At 73.5% G+C, this 14,994-nt stretch carries 15 protein-coding genes; 5 read left to right on the top strand and 10 right to left on the bottom strand.

The annotated features are described in order from the left end of the window. Positions 1–186: 186 nt before the first annotated feature. From ABTX62_RS03145 to xylB, 4 genes are all read right to left on the bottom strand, one after another. Positions 187–585: a luciferase domain-containing protein gene (locus tag ABTX62_RS03145; RefSeq protein ID WP_352114542.1), complete on the bottom strand. Its 399-nt coding sequence runs from the start codon at positions 583–585 to the stop codon at positions 187–189. Positions 586–678: 93 nt separating this feature from the next. After that, positions 679–1,278 carry an N-acetylmuramoyl-L-alanine amidase gene (locus tag ABTX62_RS03140; protein WP_352114541.1) on the bottom strand — a complete coding sequence of 200 codons (600 nt, stop codon included), beginning with the start codon at positions 1,276–1,278 and terminating at the stop codon, positions 679–681. Between the two features lie 226 nt (positions 1,279–1,504). Further along, entirely contained in the window at positions 1,505–2,713 is a 1,209-nt protein-coding gene (locus ABTX62_RS03135; protein WP_352114540.1) for an ROK family protein, read from the bottom strand. A 15-nt stretch (positions 2,714–2,728) separates the two neighbouring features. Further along, the gene (gene xylB / locus ABTX62_RS03130) at positions 2,729–4,174 is read right to left on the bottom strand and encodes a xylulokinase (protein WP_352114539.1); all 1,446 of its coding nucleotides are present in this window, start codon (positions 4,172–4,174) and stop codon (positions 2,729–2,731) included. A gap of 130 nt (positions 4,175–4,304) precedes the next feature. Here xylB and xylA point away from each other — a divergent pair, with 130 nt between their 5' ends. Then, a complete protein-coding gene (gene xylA / locus ABTX62_RS03125) occupies positions 4,305–5,471 on the top strand; it encodes a xylose isomerase (RefSeq protein ID WP_352114538.1) in 1,167 nt (388 codons plus the stop codon). Positions 5,472–5,620: 149 nt separating this feature from the next. Continuing rightward, entirely contained in the window at positions 5,621–5,959 is a 339-nt protein-coding gene (locus ABTX62_RS03120) for a hypothetical protein (RefSeq protein WP_352114537.1), read from the top strand. Here the strand turns inward: ABTX62_RS03120 and ABTX62_RS03115 are convergent. The 3 genes from ABTX62_RS03115 to ABTX62_RS03105 are packed head-to-tail and all read right to left on the bottom strand — an operon-like array spanning position 5,918 to position 10,547. Next, on the bottom strand, positions 5,918–6,412 hold the full coding sequence (locus ABTX62_RS03115; RefSeq protein ID WP_352114536.1) for a hypothetical protein: 495 nt from the start codon (positions 6,410–6,412) through the stop codon (positions 5,918–5,920). The two genes, ABTX62_RS03120 and ABTX62_RS03115, sit on opposite strands and share 42 nt — an antisense overlap. After that, on the bottom strand, positions 6,409–7,686 hold the full coding sequence (locus tag ABTX62_RS03110) for an SWIM zinc finger family protein (RefSeq protein WP_352114535.1): 1,278 nt from the start codon (positions 7,684–7,686) through the stop codon (positions 6,409–6,411). The genes ABTX62_RS03115 and ABTX62_RS03110 overlap by 4 nt, the downstream gene beginning before the upstream one ends. Next, positions 7,683–10,547, bottom strand: coding sequence for an SCO1167/SCO6262 family helicase (locus ABTX62_RS03105; protein WP_352114667.1), 2,865 nt, complete (start codon positions 10,545–10,547; stop codon positions 7,683–7,685). Before ABTX62_RS03105 ends, ABTX62_RS03110 begins: the two co-directional genes overlap by 4 nt. 223 nt (positions 10,548–10,770) lie before the next feature. On the opposite strand from ABTX62_RS03105, the gene ABTX62_RS03100 reads away from it, so the two are divergent. Beyond that, positions 10,771–10,953, top strand: a complete 183-nt coding sequence (locus tag ABTX62_RS03100; protein ID WP_031107015.1) for a tail-anchor membrane protein — start codon at positions 10,771–10,773, stop codon at positions 10,951–10,953. 50 nt (positions 10,954–11,003) lie between these two features. Here the strand turns inward: ABTX62_RS03100 and ABTX62_RS03095 are convergent, their stop codons facing one another. Beyond that, on the bottom strand, positions 11,004–11,864 hold the full coding sequence (locus tag ABTX62_RS03095; protein ID WP_352114534.1) for a hypothetical protein: 861 nt from the start codon (positions 11,862–11,864) through the stop codon (positions 11,004–11,006). A 134-nt stretch (positions 11,865–11,998) separates the two neighbouring features. Continuing rightward, positions 11,999–12,295: a hypothetical protein gene (locus ABTX62_RS03090; RefSeq protein ID WP_352114533.1), complete on the bottom strand. Its 297-nt coding sequence runs from the start codon at positions 12,293–12,295 to the stop codon at positions 11,999–12,001. 98 nt (positions 12,296–12,393) lie between these two features. Between ABTX62_RS03090 and ABTX62_RS03085 the strand changes: the two genes are divergently transcribed. Beyond that, positions 12,394–13,293, top strand: coding sequence for an oxygenase MpaB family protein (locus ABTX62_RS03085; RefSeq protein ID WP_352114666.1), 900 nt, complete (start codon positions 12,394–12,396; stop codon positions 13,291–13,293). Between the two features lie 123 nt (positions 13,294–13,416). Here ABTX62_RS03085 and ABTX62_RS03080 read toward each other — a convergent pair whose 3' ends face one another. After that, on the bottom strand, positions 13,417–14,016 hold the full coding sequence (locus ABTX62_RS03080) for a class I SAM-dependent methyltransferase (RefSeq protein ID WP_352114532.1): 600 nt from the start codon (positions 14,014–14,016) through the stop codon (positions 13,417–13,419). Between the two features lie 152 nt (positions 14,017–14,168). On the opposite strand from ABTX62_RS03080, the gene ABTX62_RS03075 reads away from it, so the two are divergent. Beyond that, a complete protein-coding gene (locus tag ABTX62_RS03075; RefSeq protein WP_352114531.1) occupies positions 14,169–14,942 on the top strand; it encodes an MHYT domain-containing protein in 774 nt (257 codons plus the stop codon). Positions 14,943–14,994: the final 52 nt, after the last annotated feature.

Below are 14,994 nucleotides of genomic sequence, written 5' to 3'. Positions count from 1 at the left end.
GGACTGCACGCGAGGTCCGGCACCCGTCGGCCCGTCAGGTCCCCGAGCGCCTCGCTCCCCGCCGGTCGCCCGAGAACCCCAAGTCGACACCCGCCGCTTCGGGCAGCACCGTGCCCGTTCCGGACGATGTGCTCCGTGAGCGTCCCGCCCCTCGGCGTCGACCGCCTCCGGTTCGTCCGCCGACGTTCAGCCACCCGCCACGGCATCACGCGGCAGCACCGTCACCCGGCGGAAGTTGCACCCCGTGCGCCGGGGCCCCGCGTCGTCGACGGGCGGGTTCTGGTGGGCCTTGAGCGCGATGCTCACCAGACTCAGCAGCAGGTCGACGTCCGCCTCGCAGTCGAGGTGGACCGTCACCCAGCCCGATCCGGGCAGCAGGTGGATCGCGCTCGAACCGGCGAGGTCGTAGTGGAAGCGCTGGATGGCGCGGCGAGTGAGGTGGAGGTCCACGTCCCGTGAGGAGTGGAAGTGGACGATCTCGTCACGGACGGAACGGAGTGCCCTTCCGGTACCGCAACCCGCCGGGCCCACCATCAGGTCGGGCCAGGCCTGCAGGCGCTCCATGGCGCGCTGGGCCAGAGTCATGGCCCCATCGTCGCCTGCTCACCCGTCCGCAACCAGAGGTTGAACGATTTGTAACCGGGACGTGAGGTGGACCGCGGGGCTACCACCGGTGTTTCAGGCGGACTTGACGAGTCTGAGGTAGCGTTTCCAGTCCCAGTGCCGGCCCGGGTCGGTGTGGTCGCTGCCCGGGACCTCGTGATGGCCGATGATGTGCGCGCGGTTCCTCGGGATGCCGTACCTCGCGCAGATCGCCGCGGTGAGCCGGGCCGACCGCTCGTACATGGCGTCGGTGAAGTAGCCGGGCCGGTCCACCCAGCCCTCGTGCTCGATGCCGATGCTGCGGGTGTTGTAGTCCCAGTTCCCCGCGTGCCACGCGATGTCGGACTCGCGCACGCACTGCGCCACGCGCCCGTCGGACGAGCGCACCACGTAGTGCGCGGACACCTTCTCCTCGGGGTTGCGGAAGACGGACAAGGTGCCGGAGTACGTCGTCTGCGCCACGTGGATGATCACGTAGTGCAGCGGATGGGCGCGCGGGCGGTTCGACGGCGTGTAGTTGCCGCGGCCGGCCGGGTGCCATGCCGCTCCCGGGTGGTCGACGGCTTGCGGCCGGGCGTCGGCCCGGGCGCCGGTGAGCAGGACGGACGGGACGGCGGTGAGGGCGGCGCCTGCGAGGATGCCGCGCCTGCTGGGGAAGGAGGAGATCCGTGCCATGAGCGTGTGCCTCTTCCGGGCTCGTCGGGAGGGTGTTCCTTGATCGGCTGCGAGCGGCGGCCGTTGTGGTCGCGGCCCGCGGTGATCAAGTTACGGCTCCCGGCGGCTGGCCGCGCGGAGGCGGTGCGATGCGGTGGACGGGCCCGTGGATGTGGACAACTCCCTCACCCGGTCGGGTGATTGGGGGCGTCAGTGAGGCGCTGGTGACTGCTGTCGAGGGCCTGTCTCAGGCCTGCCCGGCGACGGCCGCCGGATCGTCCAGCACCGCCCGCACCACCGAGTGCGCGGCTCCCAGCAGCGGCCCCTGAGGGCCCAGCCCGGACACGGACACGGGGCACGCCGGACCCGCCGTACGACGGGACAGCTCGTCCCGCAGGGAGGGCAGCAGCCAGGGCGCCAGCCCGGACAGTTCCCCGCCCAGGACCACGCTCTGCGGGTCGAGCAGGTTGACCGCCCCGGTCAGGGCCACGCCGAGCGCCGTCCCCGCCTCGCGCAGGGCGCGGCGAACGTGCTCGTCGCCGTCCGCGGCGCGGCTCGCCAGCAACCCGACCCGGTCCTCGCCGGGTTCCAGACCGGCCGCGCGCAGCACGGCCTCCTCTCCGGCGTACTGCTCCAGGCAGCCTCGTCCTCCGCAGGCGCACTCCGGCCCGTCCGGCTGGACCGGCACGTGTCCCAACTCGCCCGCGAAACCGCGGGTTCCGCGCAGCAGCCCGCCATCCACCACGACCGCCGCGCCGATCCCGATCTCCGCCGAGACGTGCAGGAAGTCGCGGGGCGTGCCGTCGCCCAGCCAGAGCTCGGCGAGGGCGCCGAAGTTGGCCTCGTTGTCCACGGTCAGCGGGAGGTCCGCCGGCAACAGCTCGCCGAGGTCCGTGTCCCGCCAGCCGAGGTTCGGGGCGCGCACGACGGTCCGGGCGTCGCGCGCCACCAGGCCCGGCACGGCCACGGCGAGTCCGGCCGGCCACAGGCCTTCGCCCTCGGCCTCGGCGACCACCTGCCGGATCAGCTCGGTGAGTTCCTCGAGCACGGGCTGTGGGGAGCGGCCGCGGTTCGCTCCCTGCCGTATCGCCCGGGACCGGGTCGTGCCGCGCAGGTCGACGGCGCAGACCGCGAGATGGTCGACGCCGACCTCCGCGCCGATGCCGGCCGGGCCGCGTCCGCTGAGGGCGAGCGCGGAACCCGGGCGGCCCACCCGGCCGGGTCGCTCGGGGCCCAGCTCCTCCAGCAGTCCCGAGCGGATGAGCTCGTCGACGAGGGTCGACACCGCCGCCCGGGTCAGGCCGATCCGTGAGGCGACGGCAGCCCGGGACAGCGGCCCCTCGGCGCGGACGGCGTGCAGGACGCGGGCGAGGTTGCGGCGGCGCATGCCCTGCTGGGTGTCGGGCAGTGCGCGTCCCGGACCGGCGGGGCGTGCCTCGTGCAGGGGTGCGGTCATGCCTGACGCCAGTCCTCAGTGGGTGTCGGTGGGCCGCTCCAGCAGCGGAGCCGCGTCGGAGAGTACCCCGGTGATCCTGGCCAGCGTCTCCTCGTCCCGTTCGACGGCGTCGAGCACCGGCCCGGCGGCCGTGTCCCAGCGGCGCGCGACCGCCGCCGGGTCCTCCCCGGTCAGCAGGCCCGCCGCCTGCGCGGCGGCGCCGAGCGCGACCAGTTCCCTGGCCTCGGGCACCTGCACGGGACGTCCGGACAGCCGCCGTACGGTCTGCTGCCAGGCGGCGCCGCGGGCGCCGCCACCGATCAGCAGCAGCGGCTCCGAGGGGTCCGCGTCCTCGTCGAGGACCAGATCGAGTGCCCCGAGCAGGGAGTGCACGGCACCGTCGTAGGCGGCCTGGAGCAACTGGCCGGCGGTCGTGTCGTGACGCAGGCCGTGCAGCAGGCCGGAGGCGTTCGGCAGGTTCGGGGTGCGTTCGCCGTCCAGGTAGGGCAGCAGCGTCGCGGCCGTGCCGGGCTCCACCGCCTCGCGGTCAAGACCCAGCAGCGCCGCGACGCGGTCGACGGCGAGCGTGCAGTTGAGAGTGCAGGCCAGCGGCAGCCAGTCACCGCGGGCGTCGGCGAATCCCGCCACCGTGCCGCTCGGATCGGCGGGCCTGTGCCGCGACACGGCATACACCGTGCCCGAGGTGCCGAGGCTCATCACCGGCACGCCCGGCCGCACCCCGAGGCCCAGCGCCGCGGCGGCGTTGTCCCCCGTGCCGGGCGCGACCAGGGTGCCCCGGGAGAACGGCAGGCCATGGCCGTCGCGGACCGTGCCCGCCACCTCGCCGGGCCGGACCACACGGGGCAGCAGGGCCGGGTCGAGCCCCACGTGCGCCAGGATCTCCTCGTCGTACGCCTCCGTCCCGGACGCCCACCAGCCCGTCCCGGAGACGTCGCCGCGGTCGGTCGTGCCCTGCCCGGTGAGCCGCTCGGTGAGGTAGTCGTGGGGGAGTCGCACGGCTTTCGTGGCACGCACCGCCTCCGGCTCGTGCTCGGCCAGCCAGGCCCACTTGGTGACCGTGAACGAGGCGGCGGGCACGCTTCCGGTGCGGTCGGCCCAGAACTTCGCGCCACCCAGTTCCTCCGTGAGCCGGCGGGCCTGCGGCGCCGAACGCACGTCGTTCCACAGCAGGCCGGGCCGCACCGGCTCGCCCCGGCCGTCCAGGGTGACCAGGCCGTGCTGCTGCCCGCCGACCGATACCGCGGCAGCCTCGTGCGCCGCCTCCCCGCACTGGCTCAGGGCCTCGCACAACGCGTCCCACCACTGGCGCGGGTCGGTCTCGCGCCCGGCCCCCGAGGAGACCGTGTGCGGCGCCTGGCCGCTCGCGACCACCCGGCCGGTGGACGCGTCGACGACCAGCGCCTTGGTGGACTGGGTGGACGAATCCACACCGACGACGAGCGGACCCTCGGCTGCTGACATCGGGCTTCTCCCTACTGCGCGCGGCAGGTGACTCCGTTCGGAGTCACCTGGTCTCTTCCCAGAGAGGTGCTCGCATACTAATTTGTAAATCGGCATGACGAAATGCCCTCAGCGAGCAAGGAGCCGCGGCATGAGCTACCAGCCCACCCCCGAGGACAGGTTCACGTTCGGCCTGTGGACCGTCGGCTGGCAGGGACGGGACCCCTTCGGCGACGCCACGCGGCGTGCCCTCGACCCGATCGAGACGGTGCAGCGCCTGGCCGAGCTGGGTGCCCACGGTGTGACCTTCCACGACGACGACCTGATCCCCTTCGGCTCGAGCGACACCGAGCGTGAGGCGCACATCAAGCGCTTCCGGCAGGCGCTGGACGCCACCGGCATGAAGGTCCCGATGGCCACCACGAACCTCTTCACGCACCCCGTCTTCAAGGACGGCGCGTTCACCGCCAACGACCGCGACGTGCGCCGCTACGCCCTGCGCAAGACCATCCGCAACATCGACCTCGCCGCCGAGCTCGGCGCCGAGGTGTACGTGGCCTGGGGTGGCCGTGAAGGTGCCGAGTCCGGCGCCGCCAAGGACGTCCGCGCGGCCCTGGACCGGATGAAGGAGGCCTTCGACCTGCTCGGCGAGTACGTCACCTCCCAGGGCTACGACCTGCGCTTCGCGATCGAGCCGAAGCCGAACGAGCCGCGCGGCGACATCCTGCTGCCGACCGTCGGCCACGCCCTGGCGTTCATCGAGCGCCTGGAGCGTCCGGAGCTGTACGGCGTGAACCCCGAGGTCGGGCACGAGCAGATGGCGGGCCTGAACTTCCCGCACGGCATCGCGCAGGCGTTGTGGGCGGGCAAGCTCTTCCACATCGACCTCAACGGCCAGTCCGGCATCAAGTACGACCAGGACCTGCGCTTCGGCGCCGGCGATCTGCGGGCCGCGTTCTGGCTGGTCGACCTGCTGGAGTCGGCGGGCTACGCCGGTCCGCGCCACTTCGACTTCAAGCCGCCGCGGACCGAGGACCTCGACGGCGTGTGGGCCTCGGCGGCCGGATGCATGCGCAACTACCTCATCCTCAAGGAGCGCGCCGCCGCCTTCCGCGCCGACCCGGAGGTCCAGGAGGCCCTGCGTGCGGCCCGCCTGGACGAGCTGGCCCGGCCCACCGCAGCGGACGGCCTCCGGGCGCTGCTCTCCGACCGGTCGGCGTTCGAGGCGTTCGACGTGGAGGCGGCCGCCGCGCGCGGCATGGCGTTCGAGCACCTGGACCAGCTGGCGATGGACCATCTGCTGGGGGCCCGTGGCTGAGACCGCGCGCGCGTACGAACCGTCGGCCGGTCACTGCGGCCGGCCGACGAACCCGTCACGCACCGGAATCGTGCGGTCCACGCCGTGAGTCGGTATCAGCTTCCGCACGCCCCTCCCGGCTCGCGCGGTACGCGGCGACTCTGGTCGGTATGGCCCTGCCGCCCGTACCGCCGCACCCGCCCGGACCTCCCCGGCGCCGCAATCCGCTGTTCGTCCTGCTCGCCGTGCTCGTGGCCGCGGCGGCCGTGTCCCTCGTCGTGCTCATGGCCTCGGGCAGAGGCGACTCGCCGGACGAGGAGCCGTCGGGCGAGAGCACGAGCCGCACTCCCGCCCCGTCCTTCGGCATCCCCACCGAGCTGCCCACCAGGTTGCCGAGCGAGTTGCCCACCCGGCTGCCCTCGGGCTTCCCGACGCGGCTGCCGAGCGACCTGCCCAGCGGCCTCGAATCACTCCTCCCGTCCCTGGACCCCGGCGGCCTGACGCCCTGAAGCCCGTGCCCCCAGGCCGGAGGCCCCACCGGAAGACCGGCCCAGGGCCATGAACACCACGATGTCCGTCTCCTCACCCGGCACGGGTTCGGGCTCCCACCACCCTTCGTGACGACAGCAGGCGACGGCGTCCGGCGCACCGCTCCACGTCATCAACCAGGCCCGGTCCGCACCGAGCCGCCGGGTCACCTTCCCGTAGGCCGCGCTCCATGCGGAAGGGCGCCCGGGTGGTCCAGCCCGTGGCGACACCGTCCACCCGACGTCCTCCGACAGCGCCCGTACTGCCCGGAAAACCGGTCGGCGTCCGTCCGTCTCCAGCCGCTCACGGAACTCCACCGGGGTCTCCTCGGAGTCCCGGGGCTTCCAGGGCGGCGCCGTGAAGACCTCGGCGTACGCCTCGGTGAACTCGTCGGCGACGGTGAGGAGGTCCGGGCCATGCCGGCGGAACCTCACAGGGAGCTCCCCTCTCCGGGCGGGAGCTCCGCCGAAGCCGCGGCTGTCACCGCCGCCAGGGCCGTCGCCGGATCCTGGGCGGCGCCTCCCGCGGGCAGCCACCGGCCGCGCTCCTCGCGGTAGGGCCACCACCGGCCGTCCCGGCCGAGACGCAGCTGAACCGGGGCCCCGACGACCGTCCAGCGGTTGCCGTGTGCCCGCAGCTCCGGTCGTTCGTCCGCGTCCCAGGCCGATTCCAGGGCGGCACGCGCGCGTGCGAGCGTGTCGCCCTCCACGCACCACTCCTCGTCGAGAACGGACAGTGCGGCCGCCTCGCCGTGCTGCCAGGCGCGGACCGCCGCCGCCAGCCCTTCCCGGCCGCGTCCCGATCCGTCGGCGAGCCGGTCCGCCACCTCCCGGCCGGGGGCGCCCGCGGCCAGCCGGGCCACGTCCTGCGTCAGCGTCGGTTCCGCGTCGAAGCCGCCCCGGAGCGCCTCCGCGAGCAGGCGGTGGGCCCGGACGGCGGTCCGCGTGGCCAGGAACTCCAGCGCCTGCGGATCGACACCCGGAGCGGGCGGCGTCTCGGTGTCCAGGGACGGCGGCACCCCCGGCTCGCCCGGGAGTGGGGGCAGGGCCGGCAGCGGGGGCAGGATGTCCCCGCCCGCGTACGCCTCCACCGCGTCCACACCCGAGGGCCCCGAGGACTCGGGAGCGGACATACCGCCACCGCGCGTCTGGAGGTCGTCCAGCACGGTCGTTTCGGCGCGCCCGCGCATCAGCAGCAGCACGAACGGGTCCTGGTCCAGCAGCCGTGCCACCTGGTAGCAGAGCGCCGCCGTGTGCGCGCAGTGGTCCCAGGTCCCGCAGTCGCACGCCGGTTCCAGATCGCCCAGGCCGGGCAGCAGCTCGACGCCCGCGTCCGCCGCGTCCTCGACCAGGTGCGGTGGCATCTCCCGGTCCAGCAGCGCCGCCACATGTCCGGCCCGCTCCGCCGCCATGTCCAGGAAGCGGTCCCACTGGTCGGGCGACAGCTCCGCCAGCAGGACGTCGGCCCGGTGCGCCGTACGGTCGCGGTCCTGGACGACGGCCGTGAGCCGCCCCGGGCGCACCGACACCGCACCGACCGCACCCGCGCGGGCGAGCCTGCGGCCCGTCTTGAGCTGCGTCGAGTCCAGAGCCGTGCCCTCCAGCGCGGTCAGCCACGCCTGACCCCACCAGGTCTGCGCGAAGCCCCGCCCGTGCGCGGGCGGCAGCGCGGCGAAGGTGCGTTCCGTGTCGCCCTCGTGGAGAGTCATCGCAGGCCCCCTCGCAGTTCGACCAGATCCGCCAGTTCCGCGTCCGTCAGTTCCGTGAGCGCCGCCTCGCCGACGCCGAGGACCGAGTCGGCCAGTTCCCTTTTGCGCAGCAGCAGTTCGGCGATGCGGTCCTCGATGGTTCCCTCCGCGATGATCCGGTGCACCTGCACGGGCCGGGTCTGGCCGATGCGGTACGCGCGGTCGGTCGCCTGCGCCTCGACCGCCGGGTTCCACCAGCGGTCGTAGTGCACGACGTGCTCGGCCCGGGTGAGGTTCAGCCCGGTGCCGGCCGCCTTCAACGACAGCAGGAACACCGGCGCCTCACCGTCCTGGAAGCGCCGCACCATGGCCTCGCGTTCCGTGACCGGGGTCCCGCCGTGCAGGAACTGCGAGGGCGTGCCCCGGGCTGCCAGATGCCGCTCCAGCAGGCGGGCCATCTGCACGTACTGCGTGAACACCAGCACGCTCGCCCCTTCGGCGAGGATCGTGTCGAGCAGTTCGTCCAGCAGCTCCAGCTTCCCCGAGCGTCCCGTGATCACCGGACGCTCCTCCTTGAGGTACTGCGCCGGGTGGTTGCAGATCTGCTTGAGGCCGGTCAGCAGCTTCACGATCAGGCCCCGGCGGGCCATGTCGCCCGCGCCGGAGATCTCCGCGAGCGCCTCGCGCACCACGGCTTCGTACAGCACCGCCTGCTCCTGGGTGAGCGACACGGCGTGATCGGTCTCCGTCTTCGGCGGGAGCTCGGGCGCGATCCCCGGGTCCGACTTGCGGCGGCGCAGCAGGAACGGCCGTACGAGCCGGGCCAGACGGTCGGCCGCGGCCGGGTCCTGACCGCCCTCGACGGCCTCCGCGTACCGCTTGCGGAAGGTGCCGAGCCGCCCCAGCAGCCCCGGAGTCGTCCAGTCGAGGATCGCCCACAGCTCCGACAGGTTGTTCTCCACCGGGGTGCCGGTGAGCGCCACACGCGCGCGTGCCCCGATGGAACGCAGCTCCCGCGCGGTCGACGAGTACGGGTTCTTCACGTGCTGGGCTTCGTCCGCCACGAGCATGCCCCAGGGCACTGCGGCGAGCCGGGGCGCGTCCAGGCGCATCGTGCCGTACGTGGTGAGCACGAACTCGCCGTCGGCCAGCTCGTCCAGGGCGCGTCGCGCGCCGTGGAAGCGCCGCACCGGTGTGCCGGGTGCGAACCGTTCGATCTCCCGCTGCCAGTTGCCCATCAGGGACGTCGGGCAGACCACCAGGGTGGGTCCGGCGGACTCCGACTCGGTCTGCCGGTGCAGGTGGAGGGCGATCAGCGTGATCGTCTTGCCGAGCCCCATGTCGTCGGCGAGACAGCAGCCCAGGCCCAGCGACGTCATACCGGAGAGCCAGTTCAGGCCCCGCCGCTGGTAGTCCCGCAGGGTGGCCGCGAGGGCGGCCGGCTGTTCCACCGGCTGCTGCCCCTCGGGGTCGGCGAGCCGCTCCCGCAGGGCGGCCAGCCAGCCGGTGGGCCGTACCTCGACCCGGTGGCCCTCCACCTCCGCCCAGCCCGTCAGGGCCGCGCCCAGGGCATCCACCGGCGTCACCTTGCGGTCCTGCCGGGTGCGGGCCAGGCGCACCTCCCGGGGGTCGATCAGCACCCACTGGTCGCGCAGCCGCACCACCGGACGCTTGGCCTCGGCGAGACGGTCCAATTCCTCGCGGTCCAGCCGCCGGCCCCCCAGGGCGAACGACCAGGTGAAGGCGAGCAGTGCGTCGGCGGACAGGAACGACGGCCTGGCCGCGAAGGTCGTGCCGGACTCCGGGTCGCCGTCGGGAGGGCCCACCTCCGCGCGCGTGGTGAACTCGCGGGTCAGCCCTTTCGGCCAGTGCACGTCGACCCCGGCGGCGCTGAGGGCTCGGGCGCCCGCGCCGAGAAGTTCGGTGACCTCCTCGTCGGCGAGTTCGGCCGCGTCCGGCACGGTCGCCGACAGCAGCGGCGCGAGCGGGGCCCAGGCCCGGGCCGCGCGGCGCAGGGCCAGCAGCACGTCCATCCGGGCGCGTGGGCCGAAGGCCTCGCCACCGGCGCCGGCCCAGACATCCGCCGCGTCCGCGACGAGCGCGGGATCGCTCACGCTGTGCACCTGCGGCACGGCCCGGAACCTCACGTCCGCGTCGTGGGCCGCCGTCTCCTCCAGGCCGTCCGCCTCGATCCGCAACGACAGCCGCACGCCCGCGTCCTGGCCCGCGGCGACCTCGGCGGTCCAGGCGCCCTGTTCGGGTATCCGCACCGGCTCCGGCGCGGCGTAGGCGGGGCCGCCCGTCACCAGCGGCGCGGCGGGGGACCGGGGCAGGGTGTCGGCGACCGCGTCGAGGAAGGCGCGCAGGAGCTGCTCCGGGTCGGGCAGGCGCGGCGGCCCGGCGCTCTCCAGGGGCGCGGCGTGCGCCTCGGGCGGCATCGAGGCGGCGAGGCGCCGTACGGCCTCGATGTCCTCGGCGCGCAGGGGGCCGGTGCGCCAGGCGTCGTGGTCGGCCGGGGACAACCCCGGCAGCAGCAGTCCGCGCGCCACGAGCTGCAGCGCGTGCAGGGCGGCGGCGCCCCAGAAGACGGTGGACCGGTGTCCCTGCCCCTCGGCACGCGCGCGGGTGAGGACCGGCAGGGCCGTGCGTACCGGGACCAGCGCGGCGGGCACGTGTGCTTCCTCGACGCCGCTGCCGTGCGGTACGACGACGGTCAGGTCCGTGACGGGCGCGGACGCCACGGCCGGAGGGGAAGCGCCGTCCGGCAGCCAGAAGGCGACCCTGCCCGTGCGCGCGGGGTCGCCGGGCAGGAACACGGAGCGGTAAAGGGCCAGTTCGGAGAGGTCGGAGGAGGATGCCGGGGGAGTCGGATGCTCGGCTATGGCGGATTCCTCAAATTTGACTAGTGGGACGGAGTCGCCGAGAGTACAGCACTCCCGGTGCACACGGGTATGGCTGAGCTGTGAGCTGGGTCACCATAGAGGTCTCGGGGGTGTGTCGGGGTCGCACCTCAGGGATGTCTCAGGGTCGCGGTCCGGAACCGCCGTGAGCGCGGGTCCGTTTTCGAGACAGAGAGCGGCAGAGGCCGCGAAGGAGGCGACAGTCATGTCGAACAACGCCAAGATCGCCGCAGGCGGTGTGGCGGTCGGGCTCATCCTGCTGATCTGGCTGCCCTGGTGGGCATCGCTCCTGATCATCCTGGGAGTCCCGGCCGCCGCGTACCTCGCGCTGGATCCGTCGCAGCGGCGCAGGCTCCGCCGCACCACCCGCAAGGAACTCGGCCGCTGAGGCGCTGACCCGGTGCGGCCCGGCCGACGCTCGGGGCCGGCCGGACCGGCTCAGTTGGGCCGTACGGCCATCTTGTCGAGCGCTTCGAGGAGGCCCGGCAGTTCCGGCCCCCGGCCGACCGGCAGGACCTCGCCGGGCTCCTCGTCGAGCAGTACGAAGGCGATGTCGTCGGTCCTGGCGACGAGCGACCAGCCCGGACCGTCGGCCCGCAGGGTCCGGGCGTCTCCCGGTGCGAAGGAGGACCGGACCCGGCCCAGCGGCGGTGGTGAGTCGAGGTAGGCGCGGGCCTCCGCGAGGACCCGCCGGATGCCACTGTGGCCACCCTTCTGCCCGCTCTCCCCGCTTTCGTCCGGGCCGTCGCCGGCCCCGTCCCCGTCGCCCGGTGTCCCCGAGGGCCCCGGCGCCGGGAAGTCCGCGTCGTCGACCTGCTCCCGCCACACCGCCCACTGCAGTGCGATCTCGTCCGCGCCCAGGCGCCGCTGTGCCGGGCCCCAGACGGTGGCGTCCGGCGGAGTCAAGGGAGGCCGGTCGTCGGCCTCCGGGCCCGGATCGTGCGGGGCGGGTACCCCGGGGGCCGCGACGGCCACCGCGAGGGGCCAGCCGGGCAGGGCCGCGACGACCGTGCGTTCGTCGGGCGACAGCTCGTACTCCATGCCGCAGTCCCAGGACGCGATCGCGACGGCCACCAGCGAGACGTCGTCGATGGCCACCGTCCACCGGGCACCCTCGCCGTCCTGGCCGAGCACCAGCCCGTAGCCGTCGGCGAGCGGCGCGAGACCGAGCGCCGCGCATGCTTCGGGGTAGTCGTCGCCGAGCACACTCGGGAACTTCGCCGGCGTCAGCAGCACCGCCGTGAGCACATAGAGCGCATCGTCCGCGGCGGCGACGGCTTCCTCGTCCGTCCCGGCCATCCCAGCCTCCCCATCGGTTCGTCCACCGGCGCGCACCCTAATGCGCCTGGAAGCCCCTTGTCACGGCCTCGCCCGCGCGCTCGGAGCTGCAGTTTTCCGGCGGACGGGGCGAATCGACCGTCCGGAACGCCCCCTCACGCCGCCGGCAGCCCCAGCAACGCGCGGGCCACGGTCTCCGGCGACTCGTCGCGCTCCCGGGCGAGCGCGATCACGGCCCGGCAGGCCAGCTCGTTCACACCGAACGACAGCGCCTCCGGCGACACCCAGCCGGCCGCCTCGTCGGACCGCTGCTGGTCGTCCTGCGCGCACGCCGTGACATAGGTCGCCGCGGCCTCGAAAAGATTGTGCGGCCGCCTGTCCCCGCCGGCCTTCGGCTCCGTGCGCAGTCCATGCGAGTCCCTTCCCCCGGCTTTGCGGAACCTGCCCCACATGTGACCACCTTCCCCCTGTGCGCCTGTCCGGCCTGGTCGTTCATCTCCTGGTGACCAACGTAGAGTTGCACATCCTGTGGCAGAAGGGGGACGGCACGGTGAAGCGCTTCTCACGCCTCGAACAGATCCGGCGGATGGACCCGTACGAGGAGGCCACGGAGATCTACCGGCTGAGTGTGGCGTACGAGTTCCCGTGGGACTTCACACGAGCCCTGGAATTGGCCTTGTACCGCACCTACGCCGTCCCGAGCATCGGCCGGCTGCTCGCGCGGACGGCGGAGCTCACGGACCGGGCGCAGAAGCGCTACGACGACACCTCGCTGCTCCTGGACACGATCGTCGAGCACGGCTTCGGCGGCGACGAGGGCAGGACCGCGATCCGCCGCATCAATCAGATGCACCGCAGCTACGACATCGGCGACGACGACATGCGCTACGTACTCTGCACGTTCGTCGTGATGCCCAAGCGGTGGATCGACGCCTACGGCTGGCGCAGACTGTCACGCCACGAGACCGTCGCCGGCGTCGTCCACCACCGCACACTGGGCCGACACATGGGCATCAAGGACATCCCCGAGACCTACGAGGAGTTCGAGAACTGCCTCGACTCCTACGAGGCCGCCCACTTCGCGTGGGACGAGGACGCCCGGCGCGTATCGGACGCCACGCTCGACCTGATGGCCTCCTGGTACCCCGCCCCTCTCGCCCCCCTGCTGCGCACCACGACCCTCGCGCTGCTCGACGACTCGCTGCTGCGCGCCTTCCGCTACACCCCGCCGAGTGCCGCCACGCGCGCGTGGGTGCGTCGCGCGGTCCGGCTCCGCGGCCGTGCCGTCCGCCTGCTGCCGCCCCGGCGGGCCCCGCACTTCGCCCGCCGGAACCGGGAGATCAAGGGCTACCCCAACGGCTACCGGATCGCCGACCTGGGCACCCACCCTGTCCCGGGCGTCCGGGGCTGCCCCGTGCGGCACACGGCGCCGGACGCCGAGGCCGGGTGAGGTGACACGGCGGCTCGGCCTTCGCCCACGGCTCCGCGCTGGGGCACGGCTCCGCCGGCCCACGGTGTTCCGTCGTTGCGCACGACAGTCGTCGTGCGTGGTGATCGGTGTCGTGCGCGGTGATCAGTCCTCGCGCACGGCCAGTGCCAGGAATCGGGAGTCCTCGTCGACATACGACGTCAGACGCCAGCCGGAACCGGCCAGCAGTGGACGGAGATTGGGCTCGGCGCGCAGGTCGTCCGGGGTGAGCGGGCGGCCGTGGCGTGCCGCGAGAGCCGCCCTGCCGATCGGGTGGAACAGTGCCAGCATCCCGCCGGGGCGCACCACGCGCGCGATCTCCCGCAGGTCCTCGGCCGGGTTCCCGAGGTGCGAGATGAGGCCCGCCCCGAACACGGCGTCCAGAGACCCCGAGCGCAGCGGCAGCGCGGCGACGTCCGTGAGCAGCAACCGCCCGTCACGATCCCGCCCGGCCCGTACGGCCTCCCGCAGCATGGCCGGCGTCAGGTCGGCCCCGAGAACCACGCCCGAGGCCCCGACGGCGGCTCGCAGCGGCGGCAGGGCGCGTCCGGTCCCGCACCCCGCGTCGAGGACCCGGTCACCCGCCCGCAGTCCCAGCTCGGCGACCGCGGCCGCGTAGGCCGGACCGTCGTCGGGGAACCGGCTGTCCCAGTCGGCGGCGCGGGCGGTGAAGAACTCCTGGACACGCGTCTGCTCGTCGCTCATGCACCGCATGATTCCTCACCGGCAGGGATGACGCCTCGGTGCACACGTTCGAGCGTGACCCGATCGTTCCGATACATCCTTGCGTCATATTCCAGCACCTTTCGAAATGCGCCCCCTTCGCGTGCCCCAGCCGGGTCTAGCGTCCCGGGGTCATGGGACACCTGGACCACGCAGCCCTGGGGTGGCTGACCCCCGCACTGTCGTACGTGATGGCCTGCACAGGCGCCGCGCTCGGTCTGCGCTGCACCGTCCGCGCGCTCGCCACCACCGGGCGCTCGCGCCGCAACTGGCTCGTCACCGCCGCCTCGGCGATCGGCACCGGCATCTGGACCATGCACTTCGTGGCCATGCTCGGGTTCGGCGTCACCGGCACCGACATCCGCTACGACGTGCCGCTCACGCTGCTGAGCCTGCTCGTCGCCATGGTCGTCGTCTGCGCGGGCGTCTTCGCCGTCGGCTACAGCAGGGACCGGGGCCGGGCGCTGCTGGCCGGCGGGCTCACCACCGGGCTCGGCGTCGCGAGCATGCACTACCTGGGCATGGCGGCCGTCCGTCTGCACGGTGACGTGACCTACGACCCCCTGCTCGTGGGAGTCTCCGTGCTGATCGCCGTCGTCGCCGCGACAGCGGCCCTCTGGGCGGCTCTCCACATCAGGTCGCCGGTGGCGGTCACCATCGCCTCCCTGATCATGGGCGCGGCCGTCAGCAGCATGCACTACACCGGGATGTACGCGGTGGCGGTGCGCGTGACGCCCTCTGGGGGAGTTCTGCCCGGGGCATCAGCGATGCAGTTCATCTTCCCCCTCGCCGTCGGCCTCGGCTCCTATCTCTTCCTCACCTCGGCCTTCGTCGCCCTGTCACCGACGGCCGGGGAGCGTGCGGCCTCCGCCTCGGCTCAGCGACCGGTGGGAAGCGCCGCACCCTAGTGCCGCGGCAGGCAACGTTCGCCCCGTCGCGACGCCCGGCACGCTCCCCCGT

Origin of the sequence: Streptomyces sp. NPDC096046 (genome assembly GCF_040303285.1) — a bacterium.
Lineage (GTDB): Bacteria > Actinomycetota > Actinomycetes > Streptomycetales > Streptomycetaceae > Streptomyces.
The sequence above is the reverse complement of the archived record's forward strand: the minus strand, read 5'-3'. Positions and strand labels throughout refer to the sequence as shown.